The sequence below is a fragment of the Candidatus Njordibacter sp. Uisw_058 genome (assembly GCF_047730065.1).
Taxonomy (GTDB): domain Bacteria; phylum Pseudomonadota; class Gammaproteobacteria; order Pseudomonadales; family Balneatricaceae; genus Njordibacter.
The window spans coordinates 1,952,048-1,969,356 of sequence record NZ_CP159829.1; the positions used below are offsets into that span (position 1 = coordinate 1,952,048).

The window sequence follows — 17,309 nt, forward strand, 5'->3', positions numbered from 1 at the left end:
CCAGCATAAAAATCCCAAGAACTGCAAAATTTGGCCCATATAAACCTGCCCCCATTTTATTGAGGAGTATTTCCATGAGTGAAGCCCCAGGACGCCGCAAAAGCGGTGGTGGTCGTAGTGCACGCCAAGCATTGCGGGCTAGCGAAACTATAAAAGTACCTGCCTATATCACGCGTCAAATGAATCCATTTGAAGTATTAGATGAAGCAGGTCTAGAACTCATAGAACGCAATGCTGATACCATTTTAGAAGAAGTGGGTATTGATTTTCGTGATGAACCAGAAGCATTAGCAATACTAAAAGCTGCTGGCGCAAGTGTGGATGGCGAACGTGTGCGTTTCCCACGAGGAATGTGCCGCCAAATTATTCAAGCTTCTGCTCCAGCCACCTACACTCAGCATGCACGTAATAGTGAACGTAACCTAGAAGTAGGAGGCAAAAATACTGTTTTCGCTCCAGGCTATGGCTCTCCATTTGTGCGTGACTTAGACAATGGCCGTCGTTATGCCACTATTGAAGATTTCCAGAACTTCGTTAAGCTGGCGTACATGTCGCCTTACATGCACCACTCTGGTGGCACCATATGTGAGCCAGTAGATGTGCCAGTAACTACTCGCCACTTAGACATGATCTATAGCCACATTAAATATAGTGACAAAGCCTTCATGGGCTCAGTTACCGCACCTTCTCGCGCTCAAGACACAGTGGATATGGCGAAAATTGTTTTTGGTGAGGAGTTTGTTAAAAATAACACGGTCACCACTAGCTTGATTAACGCTAACTCACCCATGACCTTTGATGACACGATGCTTGGCGCAGCAAAAGTATACGCTGAAAATAACCAGGCGTGTGTGGTGACGCCGTTTATCCTCGCAGGGGCAATGTCACCGGTCACTATTGCGGGCACCTTGGCGCAAATACTTGCCGAAGTATTGGCTGGCATTACTTTTATTCAGCTATACCGCCCTGGCACGCCCTGTATCTTTGGCACCTTTGCAAGTTCGATCTCTATGCAGTCTGGCGCGCCTACCTTTGGTACCCCAGAACCTGCTTTGGTCTTGTATGGGGCGGCGCAACTTGCCCGTCGTTTAGGCGTGCCATTTCGCAGTGGTGGTTCACTGCCTGGTTCTAAAATTGCAGATGCTCAAGCAGCATCTGAAAGCGCCAACACCTTAATGCCAACAATTTTGGCTGGTGTTAACTTTGCATTACACTCAGCTGGTTGGCTTGAGGCTGGATTGTCTATGGGTTATGAAAAGTTTGTGATGGACTTAGATCAACTGGGCATGGCTCATACCTTCTGCAAGGGTATCGATCTGAGCGAAAACGGTCAGGCATTGGATGCCATCCGTGAAGTTGGTCCGGGCAATCACTTTTTGGGTTGTGCTCACACTCAAGCTAACTTTAAAGATGCGTTTTACATGTCTAACCTTACTGACAACAATAGCTTTGAACAATGGGAAGAAGACGGCAGTAAAGACATTCAAGTGCGCGCCAATGCCCTTTGGAAGAAAATGCTGAATGATTATGAGGCCCCACCGTTGGATCAAGGCATTGACGATGGCCTAAATGACTTTATGGCTAAGCGTAAGGAAGAACTTGCAGGTACAGGCGACTTTTAACGCAATATCCCTCGATAATATAGCCCCGTGATCAATCTAGACTCGGGGCTATCATTTGCACCCCTCAACATCCTTGCACTATGCCACTCACAGCACGCTTACAACGATGCTGCCCTAAACTCAACCGCAAGGGTAATCATGACTAAGCTGTTTTACTACCACCCATGCAAGGGGCCGTTGCCGGCATCTTTTCTTGTTTGGCTTGCCATTGTTCAGGCGTATAGCAGTGTAAGGCGAGTGCATGAATAGGGTTTTGCATTAACTCTCCTACTAGCGCGTAGACTTTTTGGTGTCGTTTTACTGGTCCTAACGCCGCAAAATCATCAGAAACTAAGACTAAATTATAGTGGCTATCGGTGGCTGACCCACTATGTTTATGGCTATCGTTATCTAACTGATGATGGCTAATATTTAACGGTGTTAACACCAATTCAAGTAATTTATTGGCTGTAGTATCCACACTTATTCCTTTGAGTTGAAACTGGTCTTGATCATATCACGGAAGCCATTTTATCAGTGGCGAAAATAATAGCAAAATATCTCCATAACAAATTTGACGATCGGTATATTTGCTAAGTTAGGGTATCAGTAGTGCAGAAACCACATGCTAATGGTAAAACTTGTTGCCAATCGCTACCTCTATATAAAAAGGTTTAAGCTATTCAAATAAAATGGTTTTTTAGACTTGACTCAAGCCCAATAGATCATTAATATTCGCGCCTCACATTGAGCAATTCCTCGATAGCTCAGTTGGTAGAGCAGTAGACTGTTAATCTATTGGTCGCTGGTTCGAGTCCAGCTCGAGGAGCCAACCTCAATGTGACCACTTATGATTCCTCGATAGCTCAGTTGGTAGAGCAGTAGACTGTTAATCTATTGGTCGCTGGTTCGAGTCCAGCTCGAGGAGCCATTCCGATTAAGCCTCCTTGTTGTGGCTTTTTTGTGCCTTGGATTTATGCCATCTCAGTTATTTAACTGGTCTTAGACTATCCAGCCAGTAGCTATTATTTAGCGAACAACTGACCTAGATCAGAAAAAGCCTTGAATTCCAATGCATTACCGCTAGGGTCGCTAAAAAATAAGGTCGATTGCTCGCCTGCTTCACCTTTAAAGCGTGTATAAGGTTCAATAATAAAGTCTACCTTACCCGTTAACCTCTGCGCTAACTCTTGCCAGTCTTGGTGAGTCAATACCACTCCAAAATGGGGCACAGGGACGCCTTGACCATCAACACCGTTAATATGCACTGGCACTTTACCGTTTGCACCTAGGGTGGGATTAAGGTGCGTCACTAGCTGGTGCCCATAAAGGTTCCAATCAATCCATTCTGCAGTAGAGCGGCCTTCACTTAAACCCAGTAACTGGCCATAAAAAGCCCTTGATTCGGCAATATCTCTTATAGGAATAGCAAGGTGGAATGGGCGTAATGAGTTAGTCGACATAATGTTTTTCCCAAAGCATATTAGCTTTCTGCTGCAATTAGCCGATAACGGCGAGTAAACGAATTTTGGTGTCTGCGTCAGCAAATGATGCTTGCATAGCCATGCGAGAAATGTCTCTCAATTGCTCTAAATCTAAACCAAAGTCCTTAGCACCCGATTGATATTCGCTACCGACCGTAGTGGCAAAAAATGGGGCATCATCCGCATTAAGACTGATACTAATACCGGCTTTTAAAATACTGTTGAGAGGATGACTAGCAAGGTCTGGGTATACCGACAAAGCAATATTACTGCCCGGGCATACTTCTAAAGCAATGCCCCGTTTGGCTAGTTCTGTCATTAGGTCAGGGTCTTCAATACTTCGTACACCATGCCCTATGCGGGTCACCGGCAGGTTATTAATCGCATCCCATACACTTTCTGGGCCTAATATTTCTCCTGCATGGGTAGTACAAGCCAATCCAGCCGCAGAGGCTATATTAAAAGCTGGAGCAAAGTCAGCTTGAGTGAACATCGATTCGTTGCCCCCCATGCCAAAACCAACAATATAAGGGTGTAGATGTTCAACTAAATGCTGTGCCACTTTAAGGGCTTGATCGGGGCCAAGATGGCGGATACAAGACACAATTAGGCGACCTACAATACCAAAGTCACACTCAGCATCGTTGATACCCTCAACACAGCCAGACAACATATCGTCATAGCTCATGCCCACCGCAGCAGCATGATCAGGAGAAATGAAGGTTTCAGCGTAAATGGTGCCCTCTGCCGCACATTGTTGTAAATAGGTATACATAATGTCACGGTAGTCTTGCGGCTTACGCAGGCAAAAACTAGCTGCGTCGTAAGCTTGTAAGAATTCAGCAAAATTATTCCACGCAAACTCATTATCTGAGGTAAACAAACCCTCTTTTAAGCTAATGTTATTGCGCGCTGCAATGGCCCGAACTAGATCAGGCTGAATACAACCCTCAAGGTGGCTATGCAATTCTACTTTGGGTAGTTTTTGAATTTGGGTCGCTAATAATTCAGACATGAAATACTCATTTAACTGTAACCACTAATTGAGTTGGCAACCAATGCCATAATTGAGGGATACAAGACCTAAATGGGATGCCACCGTTTGCCCCATATCAGCAAAAGTGGTTCTTTCGCCGAGGTCAAAAGCTTGCACGGGTAGGCCGCAGTGGTGCCCATAAAAAACCACAGGCACATGTTCACGAGTATGATCTGAACCCGGCCAGGTTGGGTCACAGCCATGATCTGCACTGAGCAACACTAAATCTTGTGGCTCTAATTGTGCTTCTATTTGAGGTAATCTAGCATCAAATTCTTCAAGGGCATTGGCATAACCAGCAACATCCCTGCGATGGCCATACTTACTATCAAAATCCACTAGATTAACAAACAATAAACCCTCTTTTACCTGCTTCATTTGGTCTAATAGCTGATCTACTAGACCCATATTATCATCTGCTTTGACGGTATAATTAACACCTTTATGCGCAAAGATATCACCCACCTTACCCACCGAAACTACACAGCCGTTTTGGTCTTGAATGTGATCGAGTAAAGTCCGGCCCATAGGGGGTGTGGTTAAATCTCTTCGGTTAGCTGTGCGTTCAAAATCAGCGTTGCATGTGCCCTTAAAAGGTCGGGCAATAACCCGAGCAACATTGAGTGGGTCAACCAATTTTTTGGCCACTTCGCACAAATCATAAAGCCGCTCTAGGCCAAAAGTTTCTTCATGGGCAGCTATTTGAAACACTGAGTCGGCCGAGGTATAACAAATAGGAAAGCCGGTGCGCAAATGTTGTTCACCATATTCAGCCAAGATGTCGGTGCCAGAGCCATGTTTATTCGCCAGAGTGCCTTGGATTTGGCCTTGGACCAACAAATCTTGCATCAGTTGAGTTGGAAAACAATCCTCTTGTTGAGGAAAGGTCCCCCAATTAAAGGGCACGGGCAGACCACATATTTCCCAATGACCACTAGGGGTGTCTTTACCGCTGCTGACTTCCACCGCGTGCCCATAAGCACCCTGCACATTCAGGTGTGTTGCTAGGGGTAGTTTATGCTTGCGACTGCCCACTGCAGCTGCGCCCAGACCCCAGCGTAAAAGATTGGGAATTTTAAGGGGCCCGTGGCGTTGTGTATTATTGGCTAAACCAGCCTCACACGCCTCGACAATATGACCAAAAGTATCTGCATTTTGGTCACCATACTTATGCGCATCTGCACTAGCACCAAGGCCTAATGAATCTAAAATTATAATAATGGCTCTGTTCATAGTTTTATCTCTATCGTTTAGCACCACACCAGCAAGCACTCAATTAATGGCTAGGCTTGATAGATCTCTTTCACAAGTGGTTCTAACCTGGAGGCATCAGGTGCCAGTTGGATTAAATTAACAAGCTCTTGGTTAATTAAAGCGAGTTGGTTATCGTTGCGTACATGGGCTACCGCCAGAGGTTGACCCTGCTCAATGTAATCCCCAATTTGTGCCATACCACTGAGTCCAACAGCGTAATCAATGGCATCATCTGCTTTGCTGCGCCCTGCTTTGAGGGTCACTAATGACAAGCCTATAGCGCGCACATCCATGGCACATACATAACCCGAACGAGACGCCAAAATAGGTTTCACAATAGGGGCTTGGGGTAGGTAATGCTGGGGCTTTTCCAGTAAATCTGTGGGGCCGCCAAGGCCTGCCACCATACGCGCAAACACCTGTGCTGCCCTACCTTGATTTAGTGCTGCTAAGGCTTTATCTTTGGCATCATTTAAGTTGTCAGCTACGCCACTAAGATCGAGCATATGCGCTGCTAATTCAAGCGTAAGATCCACTAGACGCTCATCTGCTTGGGCTGGATTAAGTAAAAACTCGATACATTCCGCCATCTCTACGGCATTACCCACAGAGCGGCCTAACACCTGATTCATATCAGTAATTAAGCATCTTGTCGGCACGCCTGCTCCAGTAGCCACTTGTGAGATACTCTGACTTAATACTTGGGCCATACTCATTTCTGCTGCAAAAGCACCATTGCCTGTTTTCACGTCCATAACTAACGCATCTAAGCTCGCAGCCAGCTTTTTAGACAAAATGGACGCCGTAATTAAGTCAATGGACTCTACGGTCGCAGTGACATCTCGGGTCGCATAAAGGCGCTGGTCAGCGGGCGCTAGTTCAGCAGTCTGTCCAATAATGGCGCAACCTACTTGTTTTACTAAAGACTTAAACGACTGTTCATCGGGATGAGCATCGTATCCGGGAATACTGTCAAATTTATCCAGTGTACCCCCAGTGTGGCCTAAACCACGGCCAGAAATCATAGGTACATAGGCACCACACGCAGCAACAATGGGCCCCAACATCAAACTCACTTTGTCGCCTACTCCACCCGTGGAATGTTTATCAACAACGGGTCCATTGAGATCCATGTTTTGCCAATTTAACACTTTACCCGAGCACATCATTTGTTGCGTCAAGGTAATGCGTTCTGGCATGGTCATGCCCCGCTGAAATACGGCCATTGCAAAAGCGCCTAACTGAGCATCACTTAATTGCCCACTGGTGATGCCCTGCACCATAAAAGTAATCTCAGCATCGCTAAGTACCAGTCCATCACGCTTTTTTCGGATTAACTCCTGTGGCAAATAAGTCATGGTCATAAAGGTGCCTTATAGGTTTCTAAAAAAGCCTTCAGCAAACCCTCAACGCCATTAGTAGCCAATTTGGCATACGCCATGGTTTGCTCATGGCTCAATGGAGTTGGGCTCATGCCAGCCGCATAATTGGTAATAATTGATAAGGCACACAAAGGTAAGCCTTGATGACGGGCTAAAATAACTTCTGGCACGGTAGACATACCTACAGCTTGGGCACCCAGCACCTTAAGGGCCCGAATTTCTGCGGGTGTTTCAAAATGAGGGCCACACATCCAAGCATAAACGCCTTCGTGTAAGGTCACATTACTTGCTTTGGCTGCGCTGCGCATAGCCTCATTCATGCTAGGGTGGTATGCCTGAGTCATATCCACAAACCTCTGATTACCTTGGGCACCAAACAAGGGTGATACACCGGTCATATTCATATGATCTGTGATGAGCATCACGCTACCAGGCCCTGCTTCAGTGACCAAACTACCTGCAGCGTTAGTGAGAATGAGGGCTTCACAACCAATGGCTTTGAGAGTTTGAATGGCAACAGCCATGACATCAGCTTGGCCCTGTTCATAATAGTGTGCTCGGCCTTGCAATACTGCAACCCTTGCAGTCCCTATCTGGCCCAAGACTAAACGTCCTGCGTGGCCACCCACTCCTGCTTGAGGAAAACCCGGTAAATCATCAAAACTAATACTGGCGATAGCATCAATTTGATCAGCAAACGAACCTAAGCCAGAACCCAGCACCATACCTACTTGAGGCATAAAACCTTTTGCTGCTTGATTAATCACGACTAAACAGGCATTTACCTGACTCATAATAACCATTCCGGACCAAATGCGTGGGGTAATAATTCTGCGAGGGTCAAACGTCGCTGTACACCTGCTGGAGAGCACAAAATGACAGGAGTATTGTTGTCAGCAAATTCCCGAATACGCTGCCGGCAACCACCACAAGGCGTAGCACCTTGATCATCTTGGCTTATAATATATATTTCTTGAATGCGTTTATGGCCTGCCATAACCATAGCAGCAATAGCAGCTGTTTCTGCACAATTACCCTCAGGGTAACTGGCATTTTCAACATTACAGCCAGCAAAAGTTTGACCATCTTCGGTCACTATTAAAGCACCGACAGGATAATCTGAGTAAGGGGAGTAGGCCTTATCCATAGCTCGCTTTACAGCATCTAGACAATCAGTTTCAATAGTTGATTTAGACATAGTCATCGTTCCTTAACGTAGGCCTTACCGGCGGCTTTCGGGGGTATAGCACGGCCAATAAAACCAGCCAACAGAATTACTGTGAGTAAGTATGGAGTGGCCTCAATAAATTGCACTGGAATCTCTCCAATACCAGAAATCACTACACCCTGAAGGCGCACAGCTAAGGCATCTAAGAAACCAAACAGTAAACACGCCAACATCACCGTAAGTGGACGCCACTTTCCAAAAATAAGGGCCGCTAAAGCAATATAGCCTTGGCCTGCAGTCATATCTCTGGTGAACTGAGCATTGTGAGCGGTACTCAGATAAGCGCCTGCAATACCACACAAAACACCACCAATAATAAGCGCTTTGTAGCGTAATTTAACCACTGATAAACCCGCCGTATCGACAGCTGTTGGGTTTTCACCTACGGCTCGCAGGCGCAAACCAAAGCGAGTGCGATATACCACCCACCAAACCATCGGCACCAAAGCAAAGGCCAAATAAACCAAAATAGTATGACCGCTGATTAATTCTTTGTAGATCGGGCCCAGAACAGGAATAAAGGCCAGCTGCTCAGCAAATGGTAAAGTAATAGAAAGAAAGCGAGAATCATTATCTAAAGCTGGCGTTAATCCAGCTTGTTGGAACCATGCCAAACCTAAAATGATTGTCAGTCCAGCTACCAGTATGTTGATGGCAACCCCACTCACAATTTGGTCCCCGCGGTGAGTAATCGAGGCAAAACCATGCAGCATTGCTAAACTACATGAGGCAATAATAGCAGCACCCAATCCGGCCCATGGAGAACCTACCACTGAAGCAACGCTGGCCGCTGCAAAGGCAGAGGCCAGCATCTTTCCTTCAAGTCCAATATCTACCACCCCAGAACGCTCCGCAAACAAACCTGCCATAGCGGCCAAAACAAGTGGTGTCGACACACGTAGGGTAGCGTCAAAGGTCAACAAGATAGTTAAAAATAAATCACTCATACTGCCACCCCTGATAACTCTTCCTGCTTTGGAACTGGCGCTAAGTAACGTATTAACCAAGGCCGGTACATATAATCCAAAGCCCCACAGAATAAAATTACCAATCCTTGCATTACCACTACAATGTCACGAGAAATATTACTCATTTCAAAGGCAAGTTCGGCACCGCCTTGATATAAAGTGCCAAATAACAAAGCGGCCAAAATAATTCCTAAAGGGTGATTACGCCCCATTAATGCCACGGCTATGCCGCCAAAGCCATACCCTAAGTGAAAGTCCATGATCAAACGGTGTTGATACCCAACGAGTTCATTAATACTCACTAAACCGGCTAAAGCGCCAGAAAGACACATCACCACAATAATAATATGTTTAGGGTTTATGCCTGCATATAAAGCTGCAGAGCCATTCTTACCGGTGGCACGAATAGCAAAACCCCAACGGGTTTGCCATAAAAAAAACCAAACCAATACAGCACAAACTAAGGCCAAAAGAATGGATAAGTTAAGTGGTGACGCCTCAATACTGTAGCCTAAACCTGCCGCTACATCATGCACAAACGGCATCCAAGAGTTGGTAGGAAAAAGTTCACTTTGAGGTGTCATTTGCCCAGTGTCACGCAGCACATGCACCATTAGATAAACCATAAATGAGGCTGCTAAAAAATTAAACATAATGGTGGTGATAACAATATGACTACCCCGATAGGCCTGTAAATAGGCTGGAATAAGGGCCCAGAGCCCACCAAAGATCAAGGCACCGATAATACTTGCTGGGATAAACACCCATGCCCCAAGAGTAGGATCTAGCATAAGAATTGCTAAGCCAGCGCCTAAACCACCCACATAGGCTTGGCCTTCACCACCAATGTTGAATAGCCCTGCATGAAAAGCCACTGCTACGGCTAAACCAGTGAAGATAAAGTTAGTTGCATAATAAATGGTATAACCGATACCTTCCTCGTATCCAAAGGCCCCATACAAAAGCACTTCGGCCGCTTCCATAGGGTTGACATCTATGAGCCAAAAGAGCACTGCAGTGACGGCAAAAGCAGTCAGTATATTAAGTAGGGGCAATAGCAGCCGGTTTATCCAAGCAATGCGATTATCACGTTTCATACTTGAGTTTCCTGGTGCGCATTCTGCTTCACAGATGCTTGAAGGTCGTCCATGGTTTTTAAAGGATCTAATGGATCTAGGGCATTAGCCATCATCATACCCAGGGTGCGCTCATCGGCATCACAAGCATCTAAACGACCACTTATTTCACCGTCACACAAGACAATAATTCGATCACTGACCGACATGATCTCGTCTAACTCGACAGACACTAACAACACCGCTTTGCCTGCATCACGCATATCAATAATGCGTTGGTGAATAAACTCAATCGCACCAATGTCGACACCGCGAGTGGGTTGACCAATGAGTAAGACATCGGGGTTACGTTCCATTTCCCGCGCCAAAATTAACTTTTGCTGATTACCACCAGAAAAATTAGCAGATTTCAATTGGGGGTCAGCAGGACGAACATCAAAAGCCTGCATAAGGTCTTGGCAATTGGCTTCAACCTTGCGGTCGCTAAGCCAAATACCTGAGTTGATTTTAGGGTCTGTATGATAGCCTAAGAGTGCCGATTCACTGGCGCTAAAATCAGAAATTAAACCCATACGTTGGCGATCTTCAGGCACATGAGCCAAACCCAGTTGTCTCAATCTATCTGGCGCTAAAGGGTGCTTGGCATCCATTTCACAACCTAACACTTCAATCGTGCCACTGGTCATGGGCAAGATGCCTGATAGTGCTTCCAGCAACTCAGTCTGACCGTTGCCAGACACCCCTGCCACACCCAACACTTCACCCGCACGCAGTTCAAAACTGACATCCTTCAAACGCTCAACACCTTGTTTGTCAGCTATCGTAAGGTGCTTCACCTTCATTAGTGGTGCTCTTACATTGGCTGGATTTTTATGGACCTGCAACAACACCTTGCGGCCTACCATGAGCTCAGCCAATTCTTCTCTACTGGTTTCTTTGGTGTCTCTGTGGGCTACCATCTGGCCTGCACGCATAACCGAAACTTGGTCTGTGATGGCCATAATTTCACGTAATTTGTGAGTGATCAGCACAATGGTCACACCTTGCTTTTTAAGGGCACCAAAAATGCGGAACAGTTCTTCTGTTTCTTGTGGTGTTAAAACACCGGTTGGCTCATCCAAAATCAGTATTTTGGCGCCTTTATAAAGTGCTTTAAGTATTTCTACACGCTGCTGTAAACCTACGGATAGAGTGTCGATAGTCGCATCTAACTTTACCTTTAAGCCATATTCATCGCCCAAGCGTGTGAGTTCTTTGCGAGCTGCTTCAAGGCCATCAGCCAACATTGCTCCACCTTCGCTGCCTAAAATCACATTTTCTAACACTGTAAAATTTTCTACCAGCATAAAATGCTGATGTACCATGCCAATGCCTGCAGCAATGGCCTGATGGGAATCTGTAAAAGTATACGTCTTTTCTAAGACATCAATTTGCCCTGCATCGGCTTGATAAAAACCGTACAGAATACTCATTAGGGTAGATTTACCTGCACCGTTTTCGCCAACAATACCGTGGATATTGCCCTGTTTGACTTGTAAACATACTTTGTTATTTGCGTGCACCGCACCAAAGCGCTTATCAATGTCTTTTAATTCAATAGCAAAAGTATCAGTCATAGTCGTGAGTCTTTGATTATCTGTCGAAGGACCAGAAACGCGGTTGGGAATAACGTATGTATTCCCAACCGCTTGCAACAAACTATTAATTAGTAGTTACAGGTATTATCTGACATATAGTCATGTACAGCGATATCGCCAGCGATGATAGATGCCTTAATAGCATTAACCTTGGTTTCCATATCTGCAGTGACCAAACTACGGTTGTGCTCGTCAAGAGCCCAGTCAACGCCACCTTCAGCAAGACCCATAGCAGTTACACCGGCACTCCAAGTACCATCTTTTGCATCTGCATAGCTTTTATATGCAGCGACACCAACACGCTTAACCATAGAGGTTAGCATGGTGCCAGGTTGCAGGTGGTTTTGGTTAGAGTCTACACCGATGGCAAGCTTGCCAGCATCAGCAGCAGCTTGGTAAACACCCATGCCAGTACCACCAGCGGCAGCAAAGATTACATCAGCACCCGCTTCTATTTGGCTGCGAGTTATTTCGCCTCCCTTGGATGGGTTGCCCCATGCAGCTGGGGTAGAGCCCGTCATTTTTTGAAGTACTGTAATGTTTGCATTGATATGCTTAGCACCCTGCTCATATCCACAGCCAAATCGGCTAATGAGTGGAATGTCCATACCACCCACAAAACCGATGGTGCCAGTTTCAGATTTAAGAGCCGCCAACGCACCTACTAGGAAAGAACCTTCGTGCTCTTTAAACACTACGTTCTGAACGTTAGCTTCAGGCACCACCATATCAATCAAGGTGAATTTAGTGTCTGGGTAAGCTTGAGCTGCCGCACTTAAAGCGTTAGCTGAAGAGAAACCAACGGCAACGATAGGGCTGTTGCCACGCTTTGCAAGCTTCTTAAGGCCCTGCTCTACTTGGGCTTCGTTGGTTGGCTCTACTTCACGGACACTAATACCCGTGTCCGCGGTAAACCGTTTAACGCCGTTCCACACAGCTTCGTTAAATGACTTGTCGAACTTTCCGGCTTTGTCATAAACAACGGCTGGTTTAACATCTGCTTGTGCAATAGTGGCACTTAATGCTACCGCACCTGCGGCAATGGCTATAGTGATTTTATTTAACTTCATTAGGTTCTCCTAGTTTTACATAAATCGGCTTGAGCCGTTTTCTTCTTTTAAATTAGTCGCCATATGGCGTCCAAATATTTTTCACTTGTGTGGCCTGGTGTAAGAACTCCAAACCTTCACCCTGTATAGGATCCAGCCAATCTCGATCCATTTCGGCATGCGTCCACGTGCGTTTTAAATCTGCTGCACTCACCTGTTCTGCATGCTTATTAATACTGTTATTAGCCCAACTCCACATGGCCTCTACTTCACCATGCCCCGCTATATGGTTGGCTAAATCAGCCTTTGGCCCCGCTATTATATTGACCACTCCTGCGGGAATGTCAGAGGTCTCCAAAACTTGCACAAGTTCTAATGCAATGCTTGGATAACTTTCACTGGCAACCAAGACCACGCGGTTACCCATAGCAATGGCTGGCGCTATAATAGCGAGGGTAGATATAAGTGGTTGCATATTCGGAGCAATTAATCCTATCACTCCCACTGCCTCAGGCAAAGCCAAGGTCACCCCACGATAGGGCGCATTGTGCACAGCCCCATCATATTTATCAGCCCATGCAGCATAAGTAAAGAGACAGGCAATAGCGGCATCAAACTCTGTTTGGGCCTGGGCTTGACTATAACCGCAGACCGTTTGTAACCGTGCCAGCCACTCAGTTTCGCGTTGACTCAGATTTTCTGCCAAAAAGTAAATGACCTGTGCGCGGCCGTGGGCCGTTTGTTGAGTCCAGCCTGAAGCTTTTAATGCAGCCGAGACAGCGTTGCGCACGTCCTTGCGACCGCCTACGCCCACCAGCGCAGCAACGCTGCCATCATGATTGTGGCATGCTTGGCTGTGACCAGAGTCTGGGCGCACTTGTTTGCCTGCCACATAAAACTTTAGAGTTTGATCAATCGCATTACTATTTGCTAGTTCAGGCATGGTTGAAGTTTGTTGCTTAACCTTTGGCGCAGCCATTGCTGTTAAACCTGTGGGCGTTAGGTATTCGTATAAACCTTCTTTACCACCCTCACGTCCAAAGCCAGATTCTTTAACACCACCAAAACCACAAGCTGCATCAAATTGATTGTGATTATTTATCCACACCACACCGGCTTGAATTTTAGGGGCCACATCCATGGCACGGTTAATATTTTCACTCCACACACTGGCAGATAGGCCATAGCGGCTATTGTTGGCTAAAGAGACGGCTTCAGCCTGAGTGCGAAAGGTCATTGACACCAATACTGGGCCAAATATTTCTTCTTGCACCAGAGGATGACTAGAATCAACCTCAGTGATTAATGTGGGTGGGTAATAATTTGCTGATGCGTCTTGATCATGAGCTTGGAACAGTTCACCACCGGCTTGCAAACCTTGGCTCACGAGCTGATCAACTCGGTTAAATTGTTGCTGACTCACTAAACTGCCCACATCTATAGACTTATCTAAGGGTGAGCCTGTGCGTAATTGTTGCATACGATGTTTTAGTTTGGCGTGCAATTGCTGGGCTATGGGTGCCTGCACCAGTAAGCGTGATCCAGCACAACATACTTCGCCCTGATTAAACCAAATTGAGTCTACTAGACCCTCTACAACGGCATCCAGATCAGCATCTTCAAACACGATAAATGCTGACTTACCACCCAATTCTAGGGTGAGTTTTTTACCTTGACCAGCGGTCGCAAGACGAATGGCTCTGCCAACGATTGTCGAACCAGTAAAGGCGACCTTATTAACACCCTCATGGGCTGCAAGCATGGCCCCTGTATCTCCAGCACCATTAATAATATTCACCACCCCATTAGGCACGCCTGACTCGTGGCAGATTTGGCCAAACAACATGGCCGTTAAGGGGGTTTGTTCTGCTGGTTTTATGACTATGGTATTGCCCATCGCAATCGCAGGGGCGACCTTCCAAGACAACATCAATAAAGGGAAATTCCAAGGAATAATTTGCGCAGCAACACCCACTGGCCCGTGGTCTGGAAATTCACGGTCTTGTAGTTTAGCCCAGCCAGCATGATGATAAAAATGCCGAATGGCTAAAGGAATATCTGCATCTCGGCTTTCTCGAATAGGCTTACCATTGTCCAAGGTTTCTAAAACAGCAGCTAAGCGTGCATACTTTTGTAAATTGCGCGCCAAGGCATAAAGTATTTTTGCGCGACCAAGGCCACCCAACGCCCACCAAGCTGGCTGCGCCACCCGAGCACTAGCGATGGCTAAATCTATTTGTTCTTTGCTAGCCACTTCAATATGTGCCAACACTTCTGAAGTGGCCGGATTCAATACTTCAACTAGAGATGCATCTACTTCGCTGGTAAAAGCACCATCAATGTAATGACCAAAGCGACACTGATTTTGCTGCAACCACGCCTGCGCTTGCGCATCACTTTCTAAGGCTTGGCTATAATTAAGTTGTTCAAATTCGTTTAATAATGTCATCTTTGTCTCAGTAGTTATGGTCATAATTCTATACTTGATTTACGCCATTGCGTGTCTGTAAGCCGCTGAATAATAACCACTATCATAATGATCTAACTGACGCTCTATATCGCCCAGCAAACTGGACGCACCAAAACGAAACAGATCTGGCTCCAACCAACGACGACCCAGCTCTTCTTGCATCATCGTCATGTAGAGCAATGCAGTTTTACTGTCACTCACACCGCCAGCAGGTTTAAATCCGATATACATGCCAGTACGTTGGAAATATTCTCTAATCATTCGCACCATCACCAAACTCACCGGCAAGGTGGCATTTTCAGTTTCTTTGCCCGTAGAGGTTTTAATAAAATCAGCCCCAGCCATCATACAAACCATTGAGGCTTTAGCAATGTTAGCCAAATGACCCAGCTCACCGGTGGCTAAAATGGTTTTTAAATGAGCTGAACCACACGCTTTGCGGAAGGCTTTGATTTCATCATAAAGGGCTTGCCAATTGCCTTCTAAAACATGCCTTCTGCTGATTACAATGTCAATTTCATCTGCTCCAGCAGCCACAGAATATTCAATTTCAGCAATGCGCAGTGGCAAGGGTGATAATCCAGCTGGAAAGCCAGTAGAAACGGCTGCTAGATGAATGTCCGTATCAGCAAGACTGGTGCAAGCTGCTTCCAGCATTTCGTGGTACACGCACACTGCTGCTGTTGATAGGTGAATGGATTCAATACCTAAACGCTGTTGCAGATCCCGACTCACTGGTGTTTTCGCTTTGCTACATAAACGTTTAACACGATCCTTTGTGTCATCACCTGACAAGGTTGTTAGGTCGATTAAACTGATGGCTTTGAGCAGCCAAGCCGCCTGCTGTTGCTTTTTAATACTGCGACGAGCACCGTAGCCCGCACAGCGTCTTTCAACCGCACTTTTATTCACCCGAATTTTATCAAGCTGTTGCAAATCTAGGGGTATACCGGGGTTGCGCACTAACTCACCATGGCCCAATGGAGGTTTTGTTACAGCATCAGTATTGCTAGTGCCCATGGACTGTGGTTTGGGTTGAACGAGGCTAATAGGTACTTGTGTTGCCATTTATTTAAACTCCATTAAGGACACTAGTTTGTTGGCAGTGGCCTCACCCATGACTAAGTCAGTGACTAGGCCAGACCGCAGGGCACCTAGTAACGCCAATTCTTTGCCCAGGCCACCCGCTACCGCGACCACCCGTTTACCTGCCATTTCTGCCGCATTAATACCCAATCCATGGCCATTCAATGGGTGGGCCACAAGTTTGCCAAAAATATCGTAGAAACTACCGATCAAATCACACACTGCTCCAGCTGAACGCAGTTCTTCCAAATCATTGTCTGTCACTAAACCGACGCTATGAAGATAATGATTGGTTTTTAGTCCACCAATACCAACCGCATACAAGTTCGCATTTCGAGCTAAATTTAAGCTAAATTGCACACTGGCTTGAGCCATCAACATCTCATGCTCAGCGTCGTCACGGGCTAAATAAGGCACAGGCATAAAGTAACCCTCACCCCCGGTGCGTTCTACAAACTGTTGCACTACATCGAGTCTGTTAGCTGAGAATTTACGAGTAAAACTGCCAGAGACGGAAGCAAAAGTTAAGTCCGCTCGGTTAATTTTGGGCAATTTCTCAGCCAGGGCTGAGAGGGAACGACCTTTACCAATACCGACACAAGAAGAAGGTGGTAACTGGTTAAGAATATTGTAGAACAAGCGCGCAGCGCCGGCACCTACCTCATTGAAGCTGGCTTCATTATCGTTTTCATTGAGATGATTTGAAGGGGTAATCAAGCACGAACGTAGGCTAAATTGCTTGGCTAATTGTTCTTCCAAGGCAACACAATGGGCGGGCTCACCCTCGATAAATATTTTGACCATACCTTGCTGTTGAGCAAGTTGAATAAGTCGGTGGGCCTTCACAGGAGAGACATTGAGCCGCTTCGCTACTTCACCCTGCGTATAACCACCTATAAAAGACAGCCAAGCGGCCCGAGTAGCAAGGTCTAGCTGCTCTGCATCGCTTTGTTGTTTTGGATATCTAGCACTCATAATGAAAAATATTACATTAAGTGTAATATTTTTACTAGGCTTTTTTTAAGTGATCATATTTGC

General features: G+C 46.1%; 15 protein-coding genes and 2 tRNA genes. 3 read left to right on the forward strand and 14 right to left on the reverse strand.

Annotated elements, in window-relative coordinates:
- The first annotated feature begins 74 nt into the window (after positions 1 to 74).
- Positions 75 to 1,622, forward strand: a complete 1,548-nt coding sequence (locus tag ABXT59_RS09145) for a trimethylamine methyltransferase family protein (protein ID WP_443635762.1) — start codon at positions 75 to 77, stop codon at positions 1,620 to 1,622.
- Between the two features lie 142 nt (positions 1,623 to 1,764).
- Here ABXT59_RS09145 and ABXT59_RS09150 read toward each other — a convergent pair whose 3' ends face one another.
- Complete coding sequence (locus ABXT59_RS09150; RefSeq protein WP_443635763.1) at positions 1,765 to 2,082, reverse strand: BolA family protein; 318 nt, start codon at positions 2,080 to 2,082, stop codon at positions 1,765 to 1,767.
- A 275-nt stretch (positions 2,083 to 2,357) separates the two neighbouring features.
- Here ABXT59_RS09150 and ABXT59_RS09155 point away from each other — a divergent pair.
- Together ABXT59_RS09155 and ABXT59_RS09160 are read left to right on the forward strand one after the other, a co-directional pair.
- Positions 2,358 to 2,433: transfer RNA gene (locus ABXT59_RS09155), tRNA-Asn, on the forward strand.
- Positions 2,434 to 2,456: 23 nt separating this feature from the next.
- Positions 2,457 to 2,532 (forward strand) — tRNA-Asn (locus ABXT59_RS09160).
- A gap of 94 nt (positions 2,533 to 2,626) precedes the next feature.
- On the opposite strand, the gene ABXT59_RS09165 is transcribed toward ABXT59_RS09160, so the two are convergent.
- The 13 genes from ABXT59_RS09165 to ABXT59_RS09225 all read right to left on the reverse strand — a co-directional run bounded on the left by ABXT59_RS09165 (position 2,627) and on the right by ABXT59_RS09225 (position 17,246).
- Positions 2,627 to 3,064 (reverse strand): VOC family protein, encoded by a 438-nt coding sequence (locus tag ABXT59_RS09165; protein WP_443635765.1) that lies wholly within the window; start codon positions 3,062 to 3,064, stop codon positions 2,627 to 2,629.
- A gap of 37 nt (positions 3,065 to 3,101) precedes the next feature.
- On the reverse strand, positions 3,102 to 4,100 hold the full coding sequence (gene add / locus ABXT59_RS09170; protein ID WP_443635767.1) for an adenosine deaminase: 999 nt from the start codon (positions 4,098 to 4,100) through the stop codon (positions 3,102 to 3,104).
- 24 nt (positions 4,101 to 4,124) lie between these two features.
- Complete coding sequence (locus tag ABXT59_RS09175) at positions 4,125 to 5,354, reverse strand: phosphopentomutase (protein ID WP_443635769.1); 1,230 nt, start codon at positions 5,352 to 5,354, stop codon at positions 4,125 to 4,127.
- 50 nt (positions 5,355 to 5,404) lie between these two features.
- The gene (gene deoA / locus ABXT59_RS09180; protein ID WP_443635771.1) at positions 5,405 to 6,739 is read right to left on the reverse strand and encodes a thymidine phosphorylase; all 1,335 of its coding nucleotides are present in this window, start codon (positions 6,737 to 6,739) and stop codon (positions 5,405 to 5,407) included.
- Complete coding sequence (locus ABXT59_RS09185) at positions 6,736 to 7,551, reverse strand: purine-nucleoside phosphorylase (protein ID WP_443635773.1); 816 nt, start codon at positions 7,549 to 7,551, stop codon at positions 6,736 to 6,738. Before ABXT59_RS09185 ends, deoA begins: the two co-directional genes overlap by 4 nt.
- Positions 7,548 to 7,955, reverse strand: a complete 408-nt coding sequence (gene cdd / locus ABXT59_RS09190) for a cytidine deaminase (protein ID WP_443635775.1) — start codon at positions 7,953 to 7,955, stop codon at positions 7,548 to 7,550. The genes ABXT59_RS09185 and cdd overlap by 4 nt, the downstream gene beginning before the upstream one ends.
- Before the next feature lie 2 nt (positions 7,956 to 7,957).
- A complete protein-coding gene (locus tag ABXT59_RS09195) occupies positions 7,958 to 8,932 on the reverse strand; it encodes an ABC transporter permease (protein ID WP_443635777.1) in 975 nt (324 codons plus the stop codon).
- A complete protein-coding gene (locus ABXT59_RS09200; RefSeq protein ID WP_443635778.1) occupies positions 8,929 to 10,050 on the reverse strand; it encodes an ABC transporter permease in 1,122 nt (373 codons plus the stop codon). Before ABXT59_RS09200 ends, ABXT59_RS09195 begins: the two co-directional genes overlap by 4 nt.
- The gene (locus tag ABXT59_RS09205; RefSeq protein ID WP_443635780.1) at positions 10,047 to 11,645 is read right to left on the reverse strand and encodes an ABC transporter ATP-binding protein; all 1,599 of its coding nucleotides are present in this window, start codon (positions 11,643 to 11,645) and stop codon (positions 10,047 to 10,049) included. Before ABXT59_RS09205 ends, ABXT59_RS09200 begins: the two co-directional genes overlap by 4 nt.
- Before the next feature lie 89 nt (positions 11,646 to 11,734).
- Positions 11,735 to 12,736: a BMP family lipoprotein gene (locus tag ABXT59_RS09210; protein ID WP_443635781.1), complete on the reverse strand. Its 1,002-nt coding sequence runs from the start codon at positions 12,734 to 12,736 to the stop codon at positions 11,735 to 11,737.
- A 52-nt stretch (positions 12,737 to 12,788) separates the two neighbouring features.
- Positions 12,789 to 15,164, reverse strand: coding sequence for an aldehyde dehydrogenase family protein (locus tag ABXT59_RS09215; protein WP_443635783.1), 2,376 nt, complete (start codon positions 15,162 to 15,164; stop codon positions 12,789 to 12,791).
- Between the two features lie 39 nt (positions 15,165 to 15,203).
- Positions 15,204 to 16,253 carry a deoxyribose-phosphate aldolase gene (gene deoC, locus ABXT59_RS09220; RefSeq protein ID WP_443635784.1) on the reverse strand — a complete coding sequence of 350 codons (1,050 nt, stop codon included), beginning with the start codon at positions 16,251 to 16,253 and terminating at the stop codon, positions 15,204 to 15,206.
- Positions 16,254 to 17,246, reverse strand: coding sequence for a sugar-binding transcriptional regulator (locus tag ABXT59_RS09225; RefSeq protein WP_443635786.1), 993 nt, complete (start codon positions 17,244 to 17,246; stop codon positions 16,254 to 16,256). It abuts the gene before it with no gap.
- Between the last annotated feature and the right edge of the window lie 63 nt (positions 17,247 to 17,309).